Raw genomic sequence first — 17,071 nt, forward strand, 5'->3', positions numbered from 1 at the left:
GGACTAAGAAATTTTTCTGTCTTCTAAAACTTTATGGGCGTGGGCTTCCCCGATTTCAAAGGCTTTTTTGTTAAGCTCCACTACCTTAGCTGGTACTTTAGAAATCATGGTTTTAATCACATCTTCGCGATCAACACATTGGGTTAAAACCACTGTGATAGCCAGAGCCACCACAGATTGGGTAATGATATTGCCCACTTCCTCTTTAGCAATGGTGATAATGGGGATTTTATAAAGCTTAAATTTAGCCTCATCTTCTGGGGTGGGGCTCACTAAGTGCGGATCAACGACCACAATCCCCCCCTCTTTCACATCGCCTTTAAAAATCTGATAACTGCTTTGTGCCACAGAGAGCATAAAATCAATTTCACCCTCTCTAGCGTAGGGGTAAATGATCTCTTTGCTATCTAAAATGATGTCTACCTTAGTAGGCCCTCCGCGTACTTGGCTGGTGTAGGTAGAAGTTTTAGTGCCAAAACCTCCGGCTTCAATTTTAGCCTCTGCTAGAATTTCTCCTGCTAAAAGCACCCCTTGACCCCCCACACCGGTAAAACGCAATTGTGTTTCCATGCTCGCTCCTTTAAACTTTCTTTTTAGAAAGGGCTTTATCAATCACACCTTGGTAAGCTTGGCAGTACTCCATTTTGCTAGTATCATGTTTTAAAACACCTACGGGGTATTTATCCTCCCTTTCCTCCGGTGTTAATTCCTCATACTTGCGCTGGCTTACCAAACGAGATTGTATCCAATTAAGGGTTTGTGCTGCCTCGCCCATTTTATTTTTGCGCCCTAAATTAATATGACAATTACTGTGCACATCAATAAAACTAAAGCCTTTATGGTTAAAACCCTCACTTAAAACCCGCTCTAATTTTTTAGGATCTAATACACTCTCTCTAGCCACAAAAGTTGCCCCTGCTGCCATTGTAATTTGGCATGGATCAAAGTGGTTATCAATATTGCCCCCTTGAGCCGTTACTGTCCACATGCCATTTGGTGTTGTGGGGGAGGTTTGTGAATTAGTCAGGCCATAGATAAAGTTATTAATCAAAACTAAATTTAGATCAATATTGCGCCTACAGGCATGAATAGTGTGATTGCCTCCAATAGCAAAGCTATCCCCATCGCCTGAAACCACCACCACATGCTTACTTGGATTAGCCATTTTAATACCGGTGGCATAGGCCAAAGCGCGCCCATGTGTGGTGTGCACGGTATTACAATTCACATAAGAACTCATGCGCCCGCTACAACCAATGCCACTAACAAGACACACATCATCCATATTCCAGCCCAAATTATCCATAGCGCGGATAATACACTTTAAAATCACCCCATCTCCACAGCCCCAACACCATAAAGTGGGTGTTTTATCTACCCGCAAATACTCATCATAATTAAATGCCATCTAAAACTCCTTGATTTTAGAAATAATTTGTCGTGGGGAGATGGGGCGTCCGTTGGCTTGTAGCAAACTATGTACTCTTTTACCCATGCTATGCTCGATCTCGTGTAAATACTGCCCCTTATTAAGCTCCACCACTAAGATTTTATCAAACTTTTTACCCAGTTCCTCTAAGCGCTTTTTAGGGCTAGGCCATAGAGTTAAAGGCCTAAAAAGACCCACTTTTTTAGGGTAGTTTTCTGCTTGAAGTTCTCTAAGTGCGTCTTTAATGGCTAGAGTAGTTGAGCCATAGCCAATGATTAAAATCTCAGCCCCTTCTATATCTACTTCCTCGTTATAACCTATGGTATCTATTTTAGAATCAATTTTATGAAACAGGCGATCCATAAGAGCTCCGCCTATTTTAGCATCTTCGGTAGGAAAGCCAATGGGGCATGGTGAAGCCCTGTAATGTGGTAGCGATAGCCTTGAAAGAAGGGGTTTAAAATAGCTGGCTCATCTTGGGGTACGCCATAAGGTTGGTACTCTTTAGGATCGCCTTTAAAAACCCGTCGATCCACCACGCTTTTTTGCACTTCCTCCAAATCCGGCAAACGCACACGACCATACATATGCCCCACTGTTTCATCTAGCAATAAAAAGACGGGTGTCATGAGCATTTCAGAGAGATTAAAAGCACGGACAGTTTCTGTATAGGTTTCCTCTAAATTTCCGGGTGCTAAAGCCACCGCTTTAAAATCCCCGTGAATGGGGTGTTTTAAAAAGTCTACATCGCCTTGCGCTACTCTTGTTGGCATGCCCGTAGAAGGGCCTGATCGCATCACATCTACAATTACAAGAGGCGTTTCTGTCATGAAAGCATAGCCCATTTGCTCTACTTTAAGAGAAATCCCCGGGCCCGAACTTGCTGTCATGGATTTAACCCCACTCATGCTAGCCCCTAAAGCTACAGAAATTCCCCCGATCTCATCTTCCATTTGGATAAAATGCCCCGCATGCGCAGGTAAAAGCGTACTCATGGCATGCATAATATCTGAGCTAGGCGTGATAGGATAGCCCCCAAAAAAGCGACAACCCGCATCAATAGCCCCCTGCGCAACTAAATCATTGCCATCTGAGATCACCTCTCTCATTTTCCTCTCCCTTCTGCTAAAGCCTCTGCTAAAAGCATGTAATGATTGGCGCGCACTTTTTCCCCTCTTAATTCTGCCTCTTTAGACACCTTAGCAAACTTAAAATCTCCCTTTTCAGCTACATAAATGGCAAAATCCGGACAACCCAGCTCGCATTTATAACAACCAATACAACTCTCTGGATAGGCCACCTTAGCCACTTTACCTAAAACATGCGTGGGCTTAACCCCCATTCCTAAAACCCCCGCCGGACACACCGATACGCATAGATCACAACCCTTACAGCGCTGCTCATTCACCCAAACAGGCACACCCTCAGGCGCTTTCATTTTAGACATTTTTAAACTCCTTGAAACCATGATTTTAACCAGAGTAAAACGGCGTGATACTAACATTAAATTTCTAAATCATAGCTAATATAAGGCGCTCTTTTATCATTTTAGATACACATCTGCTAATAGCTATGGATAGAGCGCACATGTTCTTGGTAATATTGGCTAAATTTATGTGTTCCCTCTCTGGTTTTTACAAAGTATAAAAATTTTGTTTTAGCGGGAAATAAAGCGGCCTTAATAGCCTCTAATCCTACACTACCAATGGGTACTTTGGGTAATCCCTTATGCTTGTAGGTGTTATAATCGCTAGTATCCTCTAAAATACGCGCGTGTGTAACTTTTGTGTGGGAGTATTTGCCATAATTTAAACTCCCATCCATTTGTAAGGGCATGCCCTTTTTTAAGCGATTAGCAATTACCCCAGAAATTAAAGGCATTTCAGAAGCATTCGCCGCCTCTTTTTGAATAATAGAGGCGATGATGAGGGTTTTTTGCCACTCTTTGACATCATAGCGGCCTAGTAGTTGTATGCTAAGATTTTGGTAATATGTGTGGGCATGTTGGAGTAAATAGCGCATTAGGTTTTGGGCTGAAATGCCTAAACTAAAGCGGTAGGTATCTGGAATGATACCGGCTTCTTGATAGGGTGTGTTGTAAGCCTGCTTTAAATCCTGCACTTTTAAATAAAAAATTCGGGCTAAATCGCGGATAAAAAAATAAAGGGTTTCTCCAGGGATTAGGGTAATATCTCTATACACAGGCTTAGAAATGCTGAGAGCATGTAAAAAATCCCCCTTTCTAATTTGATTGTGTTTCTTAATAGAAATAGCGATATAACCACTCTTAGGTTTTTGCCATATGTGCAATCCTTCCATAAGACGCAAAATCCACAGGTCTAGGGTGTTAACTTGTATAGGAATTGTAGGGGTTGTAGCCTCTAAAGAGATATTTTTTAAGTGATAAAAGGCCTTTTTAAGAGGGCCATTTGGTATGTAAACAATGCTACTAGATTTTATCGGTATACTAAGATAAAAGAACAACGAAAGCATTATGATTAAAATAATCTCTGGGAGGGTGCTCCGCCCTTTTTTTTCCCTAATCTTTGTCTTTGTGCTGCTTTTAATTACATATATCACTCTAAGAAATGGAATCTATATCTCCTCCATACATATCGGACAGATCAAGCTAGAGCGATTGTATCTAAAACTAGATAACAAGTTTTTGCTAGACATTGGCATGTTAGATATTGCAGCACTCATTAAGCCTAAAGCCCAAAGAAAAACCCCCAGTGTAGAAGAAATTGTACAAGGCATTAGATACGGGATATGGACACTAGATTATTTTAAGCGTTTATCCATTCAAAAGATTTATATCAACCCCACCACTACCGCCCGTATCTTCTTTGATGGTCACCAATATGAAGTCTCTTTTCCGGGCATTGAGGGTAAATTTTACCTAGAGGAGCGCCAAAAAATCTATTTAAAAATTTTACAACTAGATCTAGCGCCTTATTTACGAATTGCAGGGAATGCAGATTATAGTAGCCAAACCAAACAACTTACCTTTAATTTGCAACTCTCGCCTCTTGATCACCCTTCTCTTAGAAAATCTAATTTAAAGTTTTTCATGCAAGGTTTAACAGATTTTAAAACCCTAGCGCTTAAATGCAATAGCAACGCCATTAGCCACTTAGATTTTTTAAAGCCCTATATACCCGCTGCCCATAAAGTTTTACGCACTTGGCTATTTGATAATATCAGATTTTCTAGCTTTAAAATTGAGGATGCCAAACTTTCTCTCAATCTTAAAGATAAACACCTACTAAACACCCTATTAGCACAATTAAGTGCCCAAGCCATAGTTCAAAACGCGCGCGTTTCATTCCACGAAAATCTCCCGCCTATTCTCTCTTCTAAAGTTTTGCTTGATTTTAAAGATCAAGTCTTAATGATCACGCCTGAGTACGCAACTTATGAAAACATGGCTTTAGAAGGCTCGCATGTTAACATTAGCCATTTTGGAAGCGCCTCTAAAATAGTGGCCAGTATTAAAATCGCCCCTAGAGCTTCTTATCCTCATGTAGAGCGTTTGCTTAAAGCTTATAAAATTCTTTTACCCCTAAAAAACATGAAATCCTTAATTGGTGCAGATTTATTACTCACACTGCAACTTGTGCCCCATGCCCACCCCTTAATTTTTATACAAGGTAGTGTTGGTGTAGGGGAGGGGGATTTTTTACTCTATGGCGTACCTCTCTTTAGTCAGTCTGCTAACATCTTTTTGGATATTAGTCCGGAAGGCAAAACTGTTTATATCAACACACAACACACCCGCTACCACAACATGGCCGATATAGATGCGCGTTTAACTTTAGATTTCAAGCACAAACTATTAACCAGTAGCGCCACTATCCATAAAATCCAGATCAACACCAATAGCAAGATTAACATGCGCGTCTTTAGCCCTTATAGAACCACTATTAATACCCACGCTCCCTCTTTACGCCTAGATATTTTACCCGATCTCATCGCTCAAGGGCAATCCTCACAGGCCTTTCAAGATAAAATCCGCCAAACAATCAAAGCCCAAAGCCAAGAAACATTTACTAAAGATGCAATCTATGCCAATCAAGATAACTTGCCAAGCCTGAGTTTTAATCTAGATTTTTCTAAAGAGCATAAAACGACATTTAGAATTGGTGAGTTAGGGATTGAGGGGGAGATGGGTAAGATTTATAGTTTGCGTGTTAAAAATCTAGCCAAACTCATTCCTATTTCTCCACTAGCGCGCTATTTTGCCCTCAAAAAAGGATCGCTTAAAATCAGTACTAAAGATTTTCACAATTTCCAATTTTTTGGCATAAATTTAAATATTGATTTGCCCTTATACTACCATGATGGCCGTCTCATTAATTCCTTTTCTCTATTAGGCACTTTTAGAAAAGATAGCGCGGAGATATTTAGCCCTGACGGTGCTTTTATGGCTAAAATTCAAGGAGGTGAAAAGATTGTTTTTATCAATGATATTAACTTTAATGTAGATGAGTTTTTAAACTCTAAAATACCTATTATCCAAGAATTACTTGCTCCAAGCAAACACAAACCCACCAAAGAACAAATCAGAGCCGAGAAAATTTTTATCCGCGCTAAACAGCATTATGAGAAAATACATAATATTCTCCCAACCGCCACTATTATCAATGCCACTAACACAGTGCTAACTTTTAAATCCTTACCTCTAGCCTTAGAGAATTTGCGTTTAATGATTAGAGACGGGCAGGTTAGCATAGATGGCAGTTACCAACGGGCTATGCTCAATCTTGATATGATCCATGGCAATATCACACTAAAGGCTAGTAATTTTAGCGGGGATTATCTCAACATGGCGCTACAAAGCATCACTTCCAAAGATATTATACAAGGGGGGTTATATAATCTTGTTGGGGGCTATAAGGATCGCGTGTTTAATGGAGAATTGCGGCTACAAAACACCACCATTAAAAATCTTAAAGTCTTGCAAAAGACGGTGAATGTGATTAACACCATTCCCTCTTTGCTTGCATTTAGAGACCCGCGTTTAAGCGCTAATGGTTATGAAATTGCTAAGGGGAAAATTATTTTTGGTATCAATGCGGGCTATATTGGTTTTGAGCATATAGACCTTATAGGTACAACCCTAGATGTAGATGGCAGTGGGATTTTAGAATTATCAAACCGCAAACTTGACATGTCTTTAAATCTTTCTACAATTAAAGGTTTTGCAAATGTGATTAATAAAATCCCTATCCTGAATTACCTTATTCTAGGTAAAAATAGGAAGATCTCTACCCATGTCAATTTAAGCGGAAATTTGGATAATCTGAATGCAAAAATTACCTTAGGTAAAGATATTGTCCGTGCTCCCTTTAAAATTTTACGGCGTATTTTTGCGCCTATAGATATTATCATTAGTGAAATCAAAAAAGGAATGAGAAATGAATCTCCTAGAGTGCCAAAAAAATAAGCGCTATAGGATTGTAGGAATCACCACTCAAGACTTCCAACTAAAGAACCGCTTTTTATCTTTTGGGATTATTGTAGGGGAGGAGATAACCCTTTTGCAACACTCCATTAGAAAAGCCACCTTTAGTATTGAAATTGGGCATGCACAAATTGCCTTGCGCGCCCATGAAGCCCAGTGTGTTTTGGTTAACCCCTTATGAAAGCAATGATCATTAAAACCTTACTTTTAGAGCACTTCAAACAGCCCACAACAGAACTTATTTATCAAAACCCTTATGAATTACTAGTAGCTGTACTGCTTTCTGCACAATGCACAGATAAACGAGTCAATGCCACAACCCCTGCTTTTTTTAAGGCCTATCCAGATGTGATGAGTTTAGCTAACGCCTCTTTTGAAGATGTGTATCAATGCATTAAAAGCATTTCTTATCCCAATAGCAAGGCTAAACATTTAATACAAATGGCACAACAGATTTTACAAAATTTCAATGGGCAAATCCCAAGAAGCCAAAAAGAGCTAAAAACCCTAGCAGGTATTGGCCAAAAAAGCGCAAATGTGGTATTATCTGTGGCTTTTAATCAAAATGTACTAGCCGTTGATACCCATGTTTTTAGAGTATCGCATCGTTTGGGTTTAACTAAGGCTAAAAATACTTTGCAAACGGAGGCTGATTTGAGCGCTCTATTTAAAGAGGATTTAGGTGCACTCCACCATGCCATGATTTTATTTGGGCGCAGAATTTGTAAAGCCATTAAACCCCAATGTTCTATTTGTTTTTTGCAGGAATTTTGTTCAAACAAAGCTAATTTCAAACCCCGTTAAACCCTTAATTAGGTAATTGCTGGTATGATATTCCATTTTAAATGGTTATCTCTAAGAAAGGTAAAATTGTATGGATAGCCAAAACAACAATAATAACAATGGTAATAATAAAGATGGGGTGAATATCCAGTCTAACCCTACGCTGGCAACTTTGACACCGGTTAACCCTAGGCTTAAAAAGCAACCCACTCTCAACCCTAGAGAGTTAGAGCTGACAACTTATTTAGAAGAGTTGATCAATGATTATAAGGGATTATTAGACATGGAAATTACTTTCATGGCCGAACTTGGTTCTACTTTTATTCCTTTAAGGGAAGTGTTGCGTTTTGAAAGAGGATCGGTGATTGATTTGCAAAAACCTGCAGGAGAGAGTGTGGATACTTTTGTTAATGGGCGCGTTATTGGTAAGGGAGAGGTTATGGTGTATGAGAAAAATTTAGCAATCCGCTTAAATGAAGTGTTAGACTCCAATGCTATTGTTTACTACATCGCTAAGGACTTATAGAAGCGATAATGATCAAAGCGCGCTATTTTTTTGTATGGGTGTTTGTATGCGTAAGCATCGTTGCTAATCCCATTGCTGCAAATCTTAATAAACTAGAGCAACTCCAAATTATCCCCACACCAACCGATCAAAAAGGCGTGGCCATCAATCTACTTTTTAGTAAGCCTCTTAGCCAGATTCCAAAAATTTCTCCTATGCAAGTGATCACCCTACAAAACATGGATTCTTTTGCCCCTAGATTAGAACATTTTAGCGCCTCCGTTCTTACAGAGCTAGCCATTTATCACCAAAATAACACCCTTTTTATTGTGCCAAAGAGTACCACTCTTTTCCATGTTAGAGCTAAACTTTCGCAGGATAAACGCTATTTGCGCCTAGAATTTGTCCCTCTTTTATCTGAACTCACCGATGTAGCGCAAAAATCTCAAGAGCAAACCGCCCCAGCCCCTAAAAATGCGTCGCTTAAAGATTTTGAATGGGATTATTTGTGGAAAGTAGGGATTGTGATTGGTGCTTTATTGGTGTTATTATGGATACTTAAACGCAAAAGTACCCAAAAGTTTCTCTTCCCAAAAGTAGGTCTTGAACCAAGTGTAACTTTTATAAAACCTCTAGATGCCACCCATAAACTCGTTACTATTGAAGTACGCAACCAGCTATACTTGATTTTATTAAACTCTAACCAAAGCCTTATTTTAGATAAGATCACGCTAGATTTCCCCAAAAAAGACCCCACATTACTTAAAAAAGAAACCCTTATGGAAGAAACAAAACAGCGTATTAGAGAATCTAAGTTGAAAAGTTCCTATGTCTAGGTCTGTTAGAGCACTAGACAGAGACTTTATAGATAGACGCTCTGATCGTAATTTCTATATCTCTTTATTTATTTCATGCTTACTCCACTTACTCCTCTGGTGGTTAGTAGAGTACAGTCATCAATTTTTTCACCAACCTAAACTTGTTAAGCTCAACCCTAGCAATTTATTAGTGCTCAAACGCGGGCGTGGAATCCACCCCATTTAAGCAATTTACACAATTATGATAACTCCATTGTACTTTTTAATGCCAACCACACCCTCTATTTACTCTACAATGAACCTCTTAAGAATAGCAATAATCTCCTCCTGTAGCACAGCCAAAACCTCAACCAAGATCCAAACCCCAAAGAGTGGTTGAGCGCAAAAGACACAGAGCCAACCCACATAAAAGTACTCGAGTGGCTAGCAGAGAGAGCCATCATAAGGCTTTGCGCAGAGAGCAAAGAGAAGAGCCTAAGAAAACAACCCAGCAAAAGACTGATGATTTTAACCCCAATAGCCTATCGTTTTTGCCCTCAGAGCAAAATTCAGCCGCGCCACCCCCAACCCCTAGTGAGCGCAGTTATGAAAATGATAAAGGCATGGATAGCCAAACCCGTAAAGATATTGACGAGCTTTATGGGGAGGAATTTGGGGATTTAGGGACGGCTGAAAAGGATTTTATTAAGAGTAATTTAAGTGAGATCGGGCGCATCACCCAAAAATACCTAGAATACCCCAGTGCTGCCGGATATTTAGGGCAAGACGGTGTAGATGCGGTGGAATTTTATCTCCACCCTAATGGCGATATTACCGGGCTTAAGATCATCGAACCCTCCGGTTATAAACTTTTAGATGATAATACGCTTAAAACTATCACCATTGCCTATAAAGACTACCCGCGCCCAAGAACTACAACTCTAATCCGTATTCGTGTACGCTATTTTATTTACCGCTAATGGATAAAATCACCCTACAAGACCCCCTAGACATGCACTTACACCTAAGAGAGGGTGCATTACTCAAAGCCATTTTGCCCTTTAGCGCTCGCCCCTTTAGTACAGCAGTAGTCATGCCTAATTTGACTATCCCCATTACTACCACCAAACAAGCCCTAGATTACAAAGCAGAAATTGAAAGTCTAAGCGCGCATTTTAAACCCCTGGTAGCCCTTTATTTGCATGAAAAACTCAGTAGCCAAGAATTAGAACAAGCTAAAGCCGCCGGGTTATTTTTACTCAAACTCTACCCTAAAAATGCCACCACTAACTCAGATCAAGGTGTAGACAATATTTTAAGCCCACAAATGCTTAAGATTTTAGAAATAGCCCAAAATCTAGGTTTTATCCTTTGTATCCACGCTGAAGATCATGGCTTTGTGCTAGATAGAGAATATAATTTCCACCCTATTTTAACCACCCTAGCCCAAGAATTTCCCCGTCTAAAAATCATCATAGAACACATAAGCGATACGCGCAGTATCTCCCTTTTAGAACGCTACCCTAATTTATACGCAACCCTCACCCTACATCACATCGCGCTTAATTTAGATCATCTAGCCGGAGGCGCGCTAAATCCTCATCTCTTTTGTAAACCTCTTTTAAAAACCCCTAAAGATCAGCAAGCACTTTTAAATTTAGCCCTCAATGCACACCCTAAAGTAGCCTTTGGTTCTGACAGCGCGCCTCATCTAATCGCTTATAAACACACCCACACCTGTAGTGCGGGTATTTTTAGCGCACCTTTGCTTTTAAGCGCGCTGTGTTCTCTTTTTGAAAAACACAATGCCCTAGATAAACTCCAAAGCTTTATTAGCCAAAATGCCATGCGCATTTATGCACTTAAAGATATTCCCCATAAAACTATCACTCTGATTAAAAAACCCCCAAATCCACCCAAACTTCCCGACGGGTTATATATGCCACAGATTTTTCCCCTTCATTGGAGTGTAGATGCGATCTGTTCTCATCTACTCTAGCTTATTGATTTTACTTTTTCTAGGTTTCACTCTTAAAGCCCCCCGCTCTTTTTCTTTTAAAAAGACAAAGCCAAGCTTTTAACTTTATGTATTCTAGAGGTTAAAATGCTTGCCCCCCCCGCCTGTAAAATCTGTGCATTCAGCCACCCTTAGCGCGCTATCCAATGATTATTTATTAGCCGCTTATTTTGGAGGGAGTGCTGAGGGTTTAAGTGATGTTAAAATCTATGCCAATCTTTACTCTATTAAAACGCAAACTTGGCAAAAGGCCTTTGCTTTACTCTCTGCGCCAGAATTAAGTAGGCTTGCTAATGCCTATGTGAAGGCATTAGGTAACCCGGTTTTATTCACGCAGCATGACCGCCTCTATTTGTTTGTGGTGGGTGTGAGCCTTGGAGGATGGGCTACCTCTAGGATTTATATGCTAGTCTCTAATATAACCCCTCCCTTTCATTTTTCACTCTTACAAATCCTTCCTTTGAGCCCATTTCTTAATATCAGCCATTTAGTGCGTACCGCTGTTTTGCCCACCACTGATGGGGGTTTTCTTCTGCCTAGTTATCATGAATTAGCCCATAAATTCCCATTACTATTAAAATTTGATACACAAGATCGTTTAGAGTTTCTAATCAAGCCTAATACACTTAAACAACAATTACAGCCCACCCTAGCCCCCTATAAAGCCTGTGCGCTCATGGCATTGCGTAGTTATAAAACACAACAATTTTATACCCAAACCTGTAAAACCCCCTTGCAGTGGAATCCACCCCATTTAAGCAATTTACACAATTATGATAACTCCATTGTACTTTTTAATGCCAACCACACCCTCTATTTACTCTACAATGAACCTCTTAAGAATAGCAATAATCCCCGTAGTGCTCTTTATTTAGCCAAATTTAAAGATGGATACTTTAGCCCGCTAACAATTTTAGATAGCAGTTTAAAGGGTGAAGTGAGTTACCCGGCTGTTTTAAATTTTAATAACCAAATCCATGTGCTTTATACCAAAGAGCGTAAAGCCATTATGCATCTTTCTTTTAATCTAGGTTATTTAAAACAATTTTAATGGGTGATGCGGCGTATTTATTTGCCTGTGCTTTGGCTATTTGTGTGTGGGTGTGCTCTAAAAGGTATGCACTAATTAAAGCGTCTCTTGTCTTTTTAGGTTTACAAATTCCCCTTAAAGGTTTAACTCTTAGCATGCTCTGTGTGGGGCTTTTTGGACCTGTGAGCCTGCTTAGCTTAGGATTATGCACGCATGCATTGCTAAATTACTACACCCATCAAGAAATTTTACCCCTAAAAGCGGCGTGGTTTTTAACCCTTTTTGAGGGTTTTATTTTTATAGACACTTTAGGATTTTTGCCCTTTAGTCTGATCTATGCTCCTTATAAGATTACGCTAATTAGCCTATGCCTGTTCTCTTTATGCGCATTTATTCTTTATAAACCTTTAGGCATGCTTTTTTTGGGTGTATTAGCCTTATTGCTCCTAGATCGTCTATGTTCTTTACATTTTCCTGTACTCTATGTGGCTTTTATGGATATTTATTTGTGGATCGTGGCTTTGGTAAGGATATTGGTGGCCTTTATTAAGTGATTAGCCAAATTTTGCATAATGAAAGATATAAAGCTAAAAGATCTGGAAAATATTAAGCGAGTACAAAATCCAATTTAAGTTTTGCCTTCTAGTACTCAAAACTAGTAATTGCTAAAGTTAATAGCTTTCTTTCTTTAGAATAGACGCCCAACTCTAGCAATTAGAATACAAAACCTTAGAAATGTACGCACGGTATCGCTGCAATTATTGCACTTTTGATAAATTTCATGCAAAGATAAAACATAAGAGTAAATAAACTTGATGCTTACTTTTTAGAGGGGCGGATTTTACACACCCACTAAAGGATAAGGAATTTAAATACATCATTTCGCGCTACTTTTAGGGTGCGATTTTCCTATTGTACACCTGCTGTTTAGATCGATTTTTGAGGGCGATACAGGGTGTTTATAAGGCCTAAAGCGCTTTGTTCTGATTAACCTATACAGTTGGGGCACAATCTTAGAGGCCTTTAACGCGATTTGCTAAACCGCTCTTTGCAAGAGGTTATCAAGCAGCTAAAGATGTGCATTTAGCTAATTTGATTCAGGCTAAATTATCTAAGTTAGTTAAACCAATTTAGCCGCCACTAGCAGCTATCGTAGTGGTACAAAAGATCTTTAACCTAGAGCTCTTGTGAGGGGTCGTAGCGCTTAGTAGAGCTCCTCTAACTTTTGTAAGTGCTATGCTAGGGGGGTTTGTGTGGTTTTACTTGAGCTCTTAACTAGCGCCCGCTTAAGCGGGCTGTATCAGGAGAGCTTTTAACTTTTATCGCGCCCGCTCTAGCGACTTATCGTAGTGTGCAAGAGTTCCTAAATTTGCCAATACCGCTTTAATGGCAATAAGACCCTAGAGAAAAGCCAAAGACAATGGTCAAGCTCTAGTGCCATTAAGCTACTTCTAAACTTTAAGTATCCCCCTCCTAGTCCCGCTATTTCCCCTTTTTTTATCTAGCTGTGTCAATGTGCTTATTGTGGCTTTTATCTGAAGTGGACAAAGCCAAGCTTTTAACTTTATGTATTCTAGAGGTTTAAATGCTACTTTGGGGAGCTCTAGTGCAAGAGCTTTTAGTTATCCTACTAAACCCGTATTTTAGTGGTATTCTAGCGGGTATTATTTCACACATGCAAGTTTGCGCACTCTTGGTTGTCCCCCTGTTCGTTCCACCCCCTAGATAAACCTACCCTAAAACTTCCTTTTTGGTTTTTAAGGTGGATTGTATAGACTCCTGCATTTTCAAGTACACGCCCTTTTGCTACGATCTCTGTTAAGCCATTAATAAGTTTTTCTTGTATATTCGTTCCCTCAAAGTCTTTAAATCATTCACATGTTTTTCTAGGGCTTAAGCGGTTTGCCATTAACATCTTTATAAGTCTTTTAAGTCTGCCGCATTTGCTCCCCACACTAAATCTATATCGCCTAAATCCTCTCTATAAAATGCTCCGGCTACTTGGCCTTCTTTAGCCTCTATAAGTTTGGCTACTGCGCCCTTTAGATCGTGGTAAAACTCTTTAAAATTTTTGCCAAAGGCTTTATTGTGGGGGATTTCTTGATTTTTTGTTTTAGTTTTAGTAAAAGTCTTTCCCTCACCGCTTAATGCGGGTTTTTCTTTAAACTCTTTAACTTTAAATTCCTCAAGCATCCAGCCCTTAGGCTGGCTGTAAAAACCAACATCTTAAAAAAAGATAACTAAGAATTTGGAGCAGGTTTAACGCAAGGGTGGAAACATGAAGGAAAAAATTACTGGATAGTAACGGCTTACAAAAAACCCCCCGCGCAGAAGTTCGACCAAGTCGCGGCTAAGTCTGGGCTTGGCTCCGATCTAGCCCAAAAGGATAGGCCACACCCTACCACTCCCCCCCTTAAAAGTCAAGAGCCTAATAACTACATTGATGTAGAAGTCATAGAGCACCCTAAACAACTGCTCTTTAAAAGCGATTCACAGATTTATAAGGAGGCTAAGGCTAAGGGTTTAAGTTATGCGGAGTTTAAAGCGCTTCAGAGTCAAGAGAAAGCCACTAGAGCCCTACACACTACAAGATACATTGAGTTTAAAAAAGCTGAGAGTCAAAACATTAAAGATTTGCTAGATACTAGCAAACCCTTAAGAATGCTTAAACCTGCTGAAATTACAGAGAGATTATTAGATCAAGTTAAAAAGCACAATGCTAAAGTGTGGGTGGGGGAGTTAAATAACTCAAGCATTATTGAGCATTTAGGGTTTAAACCAGATCGACCTATTAAGTTTATTGCTAATGGTGAGGCTCTTACACATGTGCAAAGACAGCATGGAACTAATTCTATCCACCACAAAAGAGGACAATCGCCCATAGAAACCGCAGATATAGCGAATTATCCAAGTATGGTTAATAATGCAGACATCATGTATATTAAGAAACATAATGCAATTAAAACGCTTGTGAGTGGCAAACAGATTAACGGATATTTTGTTGTAGTAGAAGTTATAGGAGCGAAGAATGGACAATTGAACCTAAAGACCATGTATAAGGAAAACGGGAAGTTAGAAAATAGCCCGACTTTTAAAGATAGTGCGTATATACGACTATCAAAAGATAGCGCAAGTCCACAACTGCAGGTAAACTACAGGCCTTGCTTAGACGCAACAGGCACTATCAGCCTCATATTCTACTAAAACCAACACTAAAAGTCAAACCTAGTACAAATGTAGGCATCTAAAACATTTGTTTTTAATTTTTATCTGAACGCGCGTAAAACTCCGTCCTTTAGGGCGGAGATGTAAGCGCACAGACGCATAACTAAACAGGTGTTTCTTGCTCTTGGATATAGCGTTTAATCAGCTCCAAAGGAGCACCGCCACAACTGCCAGCAAAATAGCTAGGCGACCACAAGTGATCACCCCATAATGTGTTACAAACACTTTTAAACTGCTGGGCACGCACCCTTCTAGAGCTCACACCTTTCAAAGAATTAACCAGCTTAGAAATACTCACTTTGGGTGGGTAGTTGATGAGCAAATGCACATGATCAGATTCTCCATCAAACTCTACTAACTCGCTTTCAAAGTCCTCACACACTTTTTTAAAGACTTCGCCTAGAAAGTCTATCACTTCTTTGCTGAAAGCCTTACGCCTATATTTTGTTACAAAGATCAAATGCACATGCAAGAGAAATACACAATGTCTGCCGTGTCTAATATCACTAGACTTTACCATAGACCAATATTAACATAATTATGCTAAACTCCAAAAATGCAGATCAATAAGGGTTTTAAATACCGCTTGTTCCCTACAAAAGAGCAAAAGGCTTTACTCAAGCACCATTTTTTCATTTACAACCAAGCCTATAATATCTGCCTAAACTTGCAACAAGAGCAATACAACACGAATAAGACCCTAGAGAAAAGCCAAAGACAATGGTCAAGCTCTAGTGCCTTAGACACAAAGATTAAGTATCATCTTAAACAAAGAGATTAAAGCTTTTCTAGTGTTGTGGCGCAACAAAGCCGTATCAACGCGCAAAAAGCTCTCAAAAGTGCTTTAACCCTCAAAGATAGAGGCTTTCCCAGATTTAAAAACTCCAAGATTGCTAAACAGAGCTTTAATTGGAATAATCAAGGTTACTCCATTAAAGATTGCAACAAACGCTTTAAGATTTTAAGACTGATGCGCCAAGATTTTAAAGTGCGCTGGTCTAGGGATTTGCCTAAAGATTGCACCATTAAACAAATCACTTTTTCTTGCCTGAATGAACGCTATTTTGTGAGCTTTAGCGTGGAATACCATAGGGACATCACGCCCTTAAAAACCCTAAGCCACCAAGACAAAGCCATAGGTTTAGATTTAAATATCCATGACATCGCTTTAAGTGACGGGACTCTCATTCCTACGCATTCTAAGACATTTAACTTAGCTAAATATAATTTAGCCTTTAAAAGACTGCAAAGAAAACAGAGTCGCAGGGTTTTAAAGTCTAAACAGACCAAAACAAAACTAGGGAGGAATTTTTACAAATGCCAAAATTCTTTGAATGCCATTTTTACTAAATCTAAACACAAGAAGGAAGATAGGTATCACAAAATCACAAGCGGACTTTCTAACAAGTTTGAATTGGTAGCAGTTGAGAACTTACAAGTCAAGAATATGACCAAGAGAGCTAAACTTAGGAATGTGAAACAAAAGAGTGGCTTGAATAGGTCTATTCTTAATACCTCATTCTACCAAATCATCAAATTCTTAGAATACAAACAACAGCATAATGGCAAACTTTTTGTGAAAGTCCCTCCACAATACACGAGCAAAACCTGTCATCATTGCGGGAATATCAACCGCCAACTTAAGTTAAATCATAGAGAGTATTGCTGTCCTGTATGTGAATACACAGAGCATAGGGACATCAATGCCGCTAAGAATATCTTAAGAGCGGGGTTAAAGTCTCTTGGGTTAGGAATTAGCCTTGCAGACTCTAAACAGCAAAGCCTTTCGAGTTCAGAAACCCTAGTTTCTGTTAGTTAGGA

General features: G+C 39.4%; 16 protein-coding genes and 3 pseudogenes. 11 read left to right on the plus strand and 8 right to left on the minus strand.

Annotated features, from left to right (window positions below; genetic code table 11):
• Positions 1-3: 3 nt before the first annotated feature.
• The 5 genes and pseudogenes from OO773_RS05115 to mltG all read right to left on the minus strand — a co-directional run bounded on the left by OO773_RS05115 (position 4) and on the right by mltG (position 3,922).
• Positions 4-570, minus strand: coding sequence for a 2-oxoacid:acceptor oxidoreductase family protein (locus OO773_RS05115; protein ID WP_176485251.1), 567 nt, complete (start codon positions 568-570; stop codon positions 4-6).
• A gap of 10 nt (positions 571-580) precedes the next feature.
• Positions 581-1,408 (minus strand): 2-oxoglutarate ferredoxin oxidoreductase subunit beta, encoded by an 828-nt coding sequence (locus OO773_RS05120; protein WP_006564578.1) that lies wholly within the window; start codon positions 1,406-1,408, stop codon positions 581-583.
• Positions 1,409-2,538: pseudogene (locus OO773_RS05125) on the minus strand (2-oxoglutarate synthase subunit alpha). It lies immediately after the preceding gene.
• Entirely contained in the window at positions 2,535-2,876 is a 342-nt protein-coding gene (locus OO773_RS05130; RefSeq protein WP_006564976.1) for a 4Fe-4S dicluster domain-containing protein, read from the minus strand. The pseudogene OO773_RS05125 and the gene OO773_RS05130 overlap by 4 nt, the downstream one beginning before the upstream one ends.
• 116 nt (positions 2,877-2,992) lie before the next feature.
• Positions 2,993-3,922 carry an endolytic transglycosylase MltG gene (mltG, locus tag OO773_RS05135; RefSeq protein ID WP_006564575.1) on the minus strand — a complete coding sequence of 310 codons (930 nt, stop codon included), beginning with the start codon at positions 3,920-3,922 and terminating at the stop codon, positions 2,993-2,995.
• 145 nt (positions 3,923-4,067) lie between these two features.
• Between mltG and OO773_RS05140 the strand changes: the two genes are divergently transcribed.
• The 9 genes and pseudogenes from OO773_RS05140 (at position 4,068) to OO773_RS05180 (ending at position 12,579) form a co-directional block, all read left to right on the plus strand.
• On the plus strand, positions 4,068-6,875 hold the full coding sequence (locus tag OO773_RS05140; RefSeq protein ID WP_237699348.1) for a YhdP family protein: 2,808 nt from the start codon (positions 4,068-4,070) through the stop codon (positions 6,873-6,875).
• Positions 6,847-7,074 (plus strand): FeoA family protein, encoded by a 228-nt coding sequence (locus tag OO773_RS05145; RefSeq protein ID WP_034375066.1) that lies wholly within the window; start codon positions 6,847-6,849, stop codon positions 7,072-7,074. Before OO773_RS05140 ends, OO773_RS05145 begins: the two co-directional genes overlap by 29 nt.
• On the plus strand, positions 7,071-7,697 hold the full coding sequence (gene nth, locus OO773_RS05150; protein ID WP_006564573.1) for an endonuclease III: 627 nt from the start codon (positions 7,071-7,073) through the stop codon (positions 7,695-7,697). The genes OO773_RS05145 and nth overlap by 4 nt, the downstream gene beginning before the upstream one ends.
• Positions 7,698-7,767: 70 nt before the next feature.
• On the plus strand, positions 7,768-8,202 hold the full coding sequence (gene fliN, locus OO773_RS05155) for a flagellar motor switch protein FliN (protein ID WP_231102939.1): 435 nt from the start codon (positions 7,768-7,770) through the stop codon (positions 8,200-8,202).
• Positions 8,203-8,210: 8 nt separating this feature from the next.
• Complete coding sequence (locus OO773_RS05160; protein WP_034375063.1) at positions 8,211-9,017, plus strand: hypothetical protein; 807 nt, start codon at positions 8,211-8,213, stop codon at positions 9,015-9,017.
• Positions 9,010-9,958: pseudogene (locus OO773_RS05165) on the plus strand (energy transducer TonB). Before OO773_RS05160 ends, OO773_RS05165 begins: the two are co-directional and overlap by 8 nt.
• Entirely contained in the window at positions 9,958-10,977 is a 1,020-nt protein-coding gene (pyrC, locus tag OO773_RS05170; protein ID WP_006564570.1) for a dihydroorotase, read from the plus strand. The pseudogene OO773_RS05165 and the gene pyrC overlap by 1 nt, the downstream one beginning before the upstream one ends.
• Positions 10,978-11,086: 109 nt before the next feature.
• The gene (locus OO773_RS05175) at positions 11,087-12,046 is read left to right on the plus strand and encodes an exo-alpha-sialidase (RefSeq protein ID WP_064430247.1); all 960 of its coding nucleotides are present in this window, start codon (positions 11,087-11,089) and stop codon (positions 12,044-12,046) included.
• Positions 12,046-12,579, plus strand: a complete 534-nt coding sequence (locus OO773_RS05180; RefSeq protein WP_050780208.1) for a hypothetical protein — start codon at positions 12,046-12,048, stop codon at positions 12,577-12,579. Before OO773_RS05175 ends, OO773_RS05180 begins: the two co-directional genes overlap by 1 nt.
• Positions 12,580-13,694: 1,115 nt before the next feature.
• Here the strand turns inward: OO773_RS05180 and OO773_RS10000 are convergent.
• Together OO773_RS10000 and OO773_RS05185 are read right to left on the minus strand one after the other, a co-directional pair.
• Positions 13,695-13,871 (minus strand): putative barnase/colicin E5 family endoribonuclease, encoded by a 177-nt coding sequence (locus OO773_RS10000; RefSeq protein WP_158650294.1) that lies wholly within the window; start codon positions 13,869-13,871, stop codon positions 13,695-13,697.
• 71 nt (positions 13,872-13,942) lie between these two features.
• A complete protein-coding gene (locus tag OO773_RS05185) occupies positions 13,943-14,218 on the minus strand; it encodes a hypothetical protein (protein WP_034375058.1) in 276 nt (91 codons plus the stop codon).
• 441 nt (positions 14,219-14,659) lie between these two features.
• Here OO773_RS05185 and OO773_RS05190 point away from each other — a divergent pair, with 441 nt between their 5' ends.
• Positions 14,660-15,229 carry a PBECR3 domain-containing polyvalent protein gene (locus OO773_RS05190; RefSeq protein ID WP_141557736.1) on the plus strand — a complete coding sequence of 190 codons (570 nt, stop codon included), beginning with the start codon at positions 14,660-14,662 and terminating at the stop codon, positions 15,227-15,229.
• Between the two features lie 124 nt (positions 15,230-15,353).
• Here OO773_RS05190 and tnpA read toward each other — a convergent pair whose 3' ends face one another.
• Complete coding sequence (gene tnpA, locus OO773_RS05195; RefSeq protein WP_040499039.1) at positions 15,354-15,770, minus strand: IS200/IS605 family transposase; 417 nt, start codon at positions 15,768-15,770, stop codon at positions 15,354-15,356.
• Between the two features lie 36 nt (positions 15,771-15,806).
• Between tnpA and OO773_RS05200 the strand changes: the two are divergent.
• Positions 15,807-17,069 (plus strand): annotated as a pseudogene (locus OO773_RS05200) (RNA-guided endonuclease InsQ/TnpB family protein).
• Positions 17,070-17,071: the final 2 nt, after the last annotated feature.

The organism is Helicobacter suis HS1, assembly GCF_026000295.1.
Taxonomy (GTDB): Bacteria; Campylobacterota; Campylobacteria; order Campylobacterales; family Helicobacteraceae; genus Helicobacter; species Helicobacter suis.

Coding starts and splice junctions, on each gene's coding strand:
- OO773_RS05115 (WP_176485251.1), bottom strand. CDS start 570: ATGGAAACACAATTGCGTTTTACCGGTGTGGGGGGTCAAGGGGTGCTT.
- OO773_RS05120 (WP_006564578.1), bottom strand. CDS start 1,408: ATGGCATTTAATTATGATGAGTATTTGCGGGTAGATAAAACACCCACT.
- OO773_RS05130 (WP_006564976.1), bottom strand. CDS start 2,876: ATGTCTAAAATGAAAGCGCCTGAGGGTGTGCCTGTTTGGGTGAATGAG.
- mltG (WP_006564575.1), bottom strand. CDS start 3,922: ATGCTTTCGTTGTTCTTTTATCTTAGTATACCGATAAAATCTAGTAGC.
- OO773_RS05145 (WP_034375066.1), top strand. CDS start 6,847: ATGAATCTCCTAGAGTGCCAAAAAAATAAGCGCTATAGGATTGTAGGA.
- nth (WP_006564573.1), top strand. CDS start 7,071: ATGAAAGCAATGATCATTAAAACCTTACTTTTAGAGCACTTCAAACAG.
- fliN (WP_231102939.1), top strand. CDS start 7,768: ATGGATAGCCAAAACAACAATAATAACAATGGTAATAATAAAGATGGG.
- OO773_RS05160 (WP_034375063.1), top strand. CDS start 8,211: ATGATCAAAGCGCGCTATTTTTTTGTATGGGTGTTTGTATGCGTAAGC.
- pyrC (WP_006564570.1), top strand. CDS start 9,958: ATGGATAAAATCACCCTACAAGACCCCCTAGACATGCACTTACACCTA.
- OO773_RS05180 (WP_050780208.1), top strand. CDS start 12,046: ATGGGTGATGCGGCGTATTTATTTGCCTGTGCTTTGGCTATTTGTGTG.
- OO773_RS05185 (WP_034375058.1), bottom strand. CDS start 14,218: ATGCTTGAGGAATTTAAAGTTAAAGAGTTTAAAGAAAAACCCGCATTA.
- tnpA (WP_040499039.1), bottom strand. CDS start 15,770: ATGGTAAAGTCTAGTGATATTAGACACGGCAGACATTGTGTATTTCTC.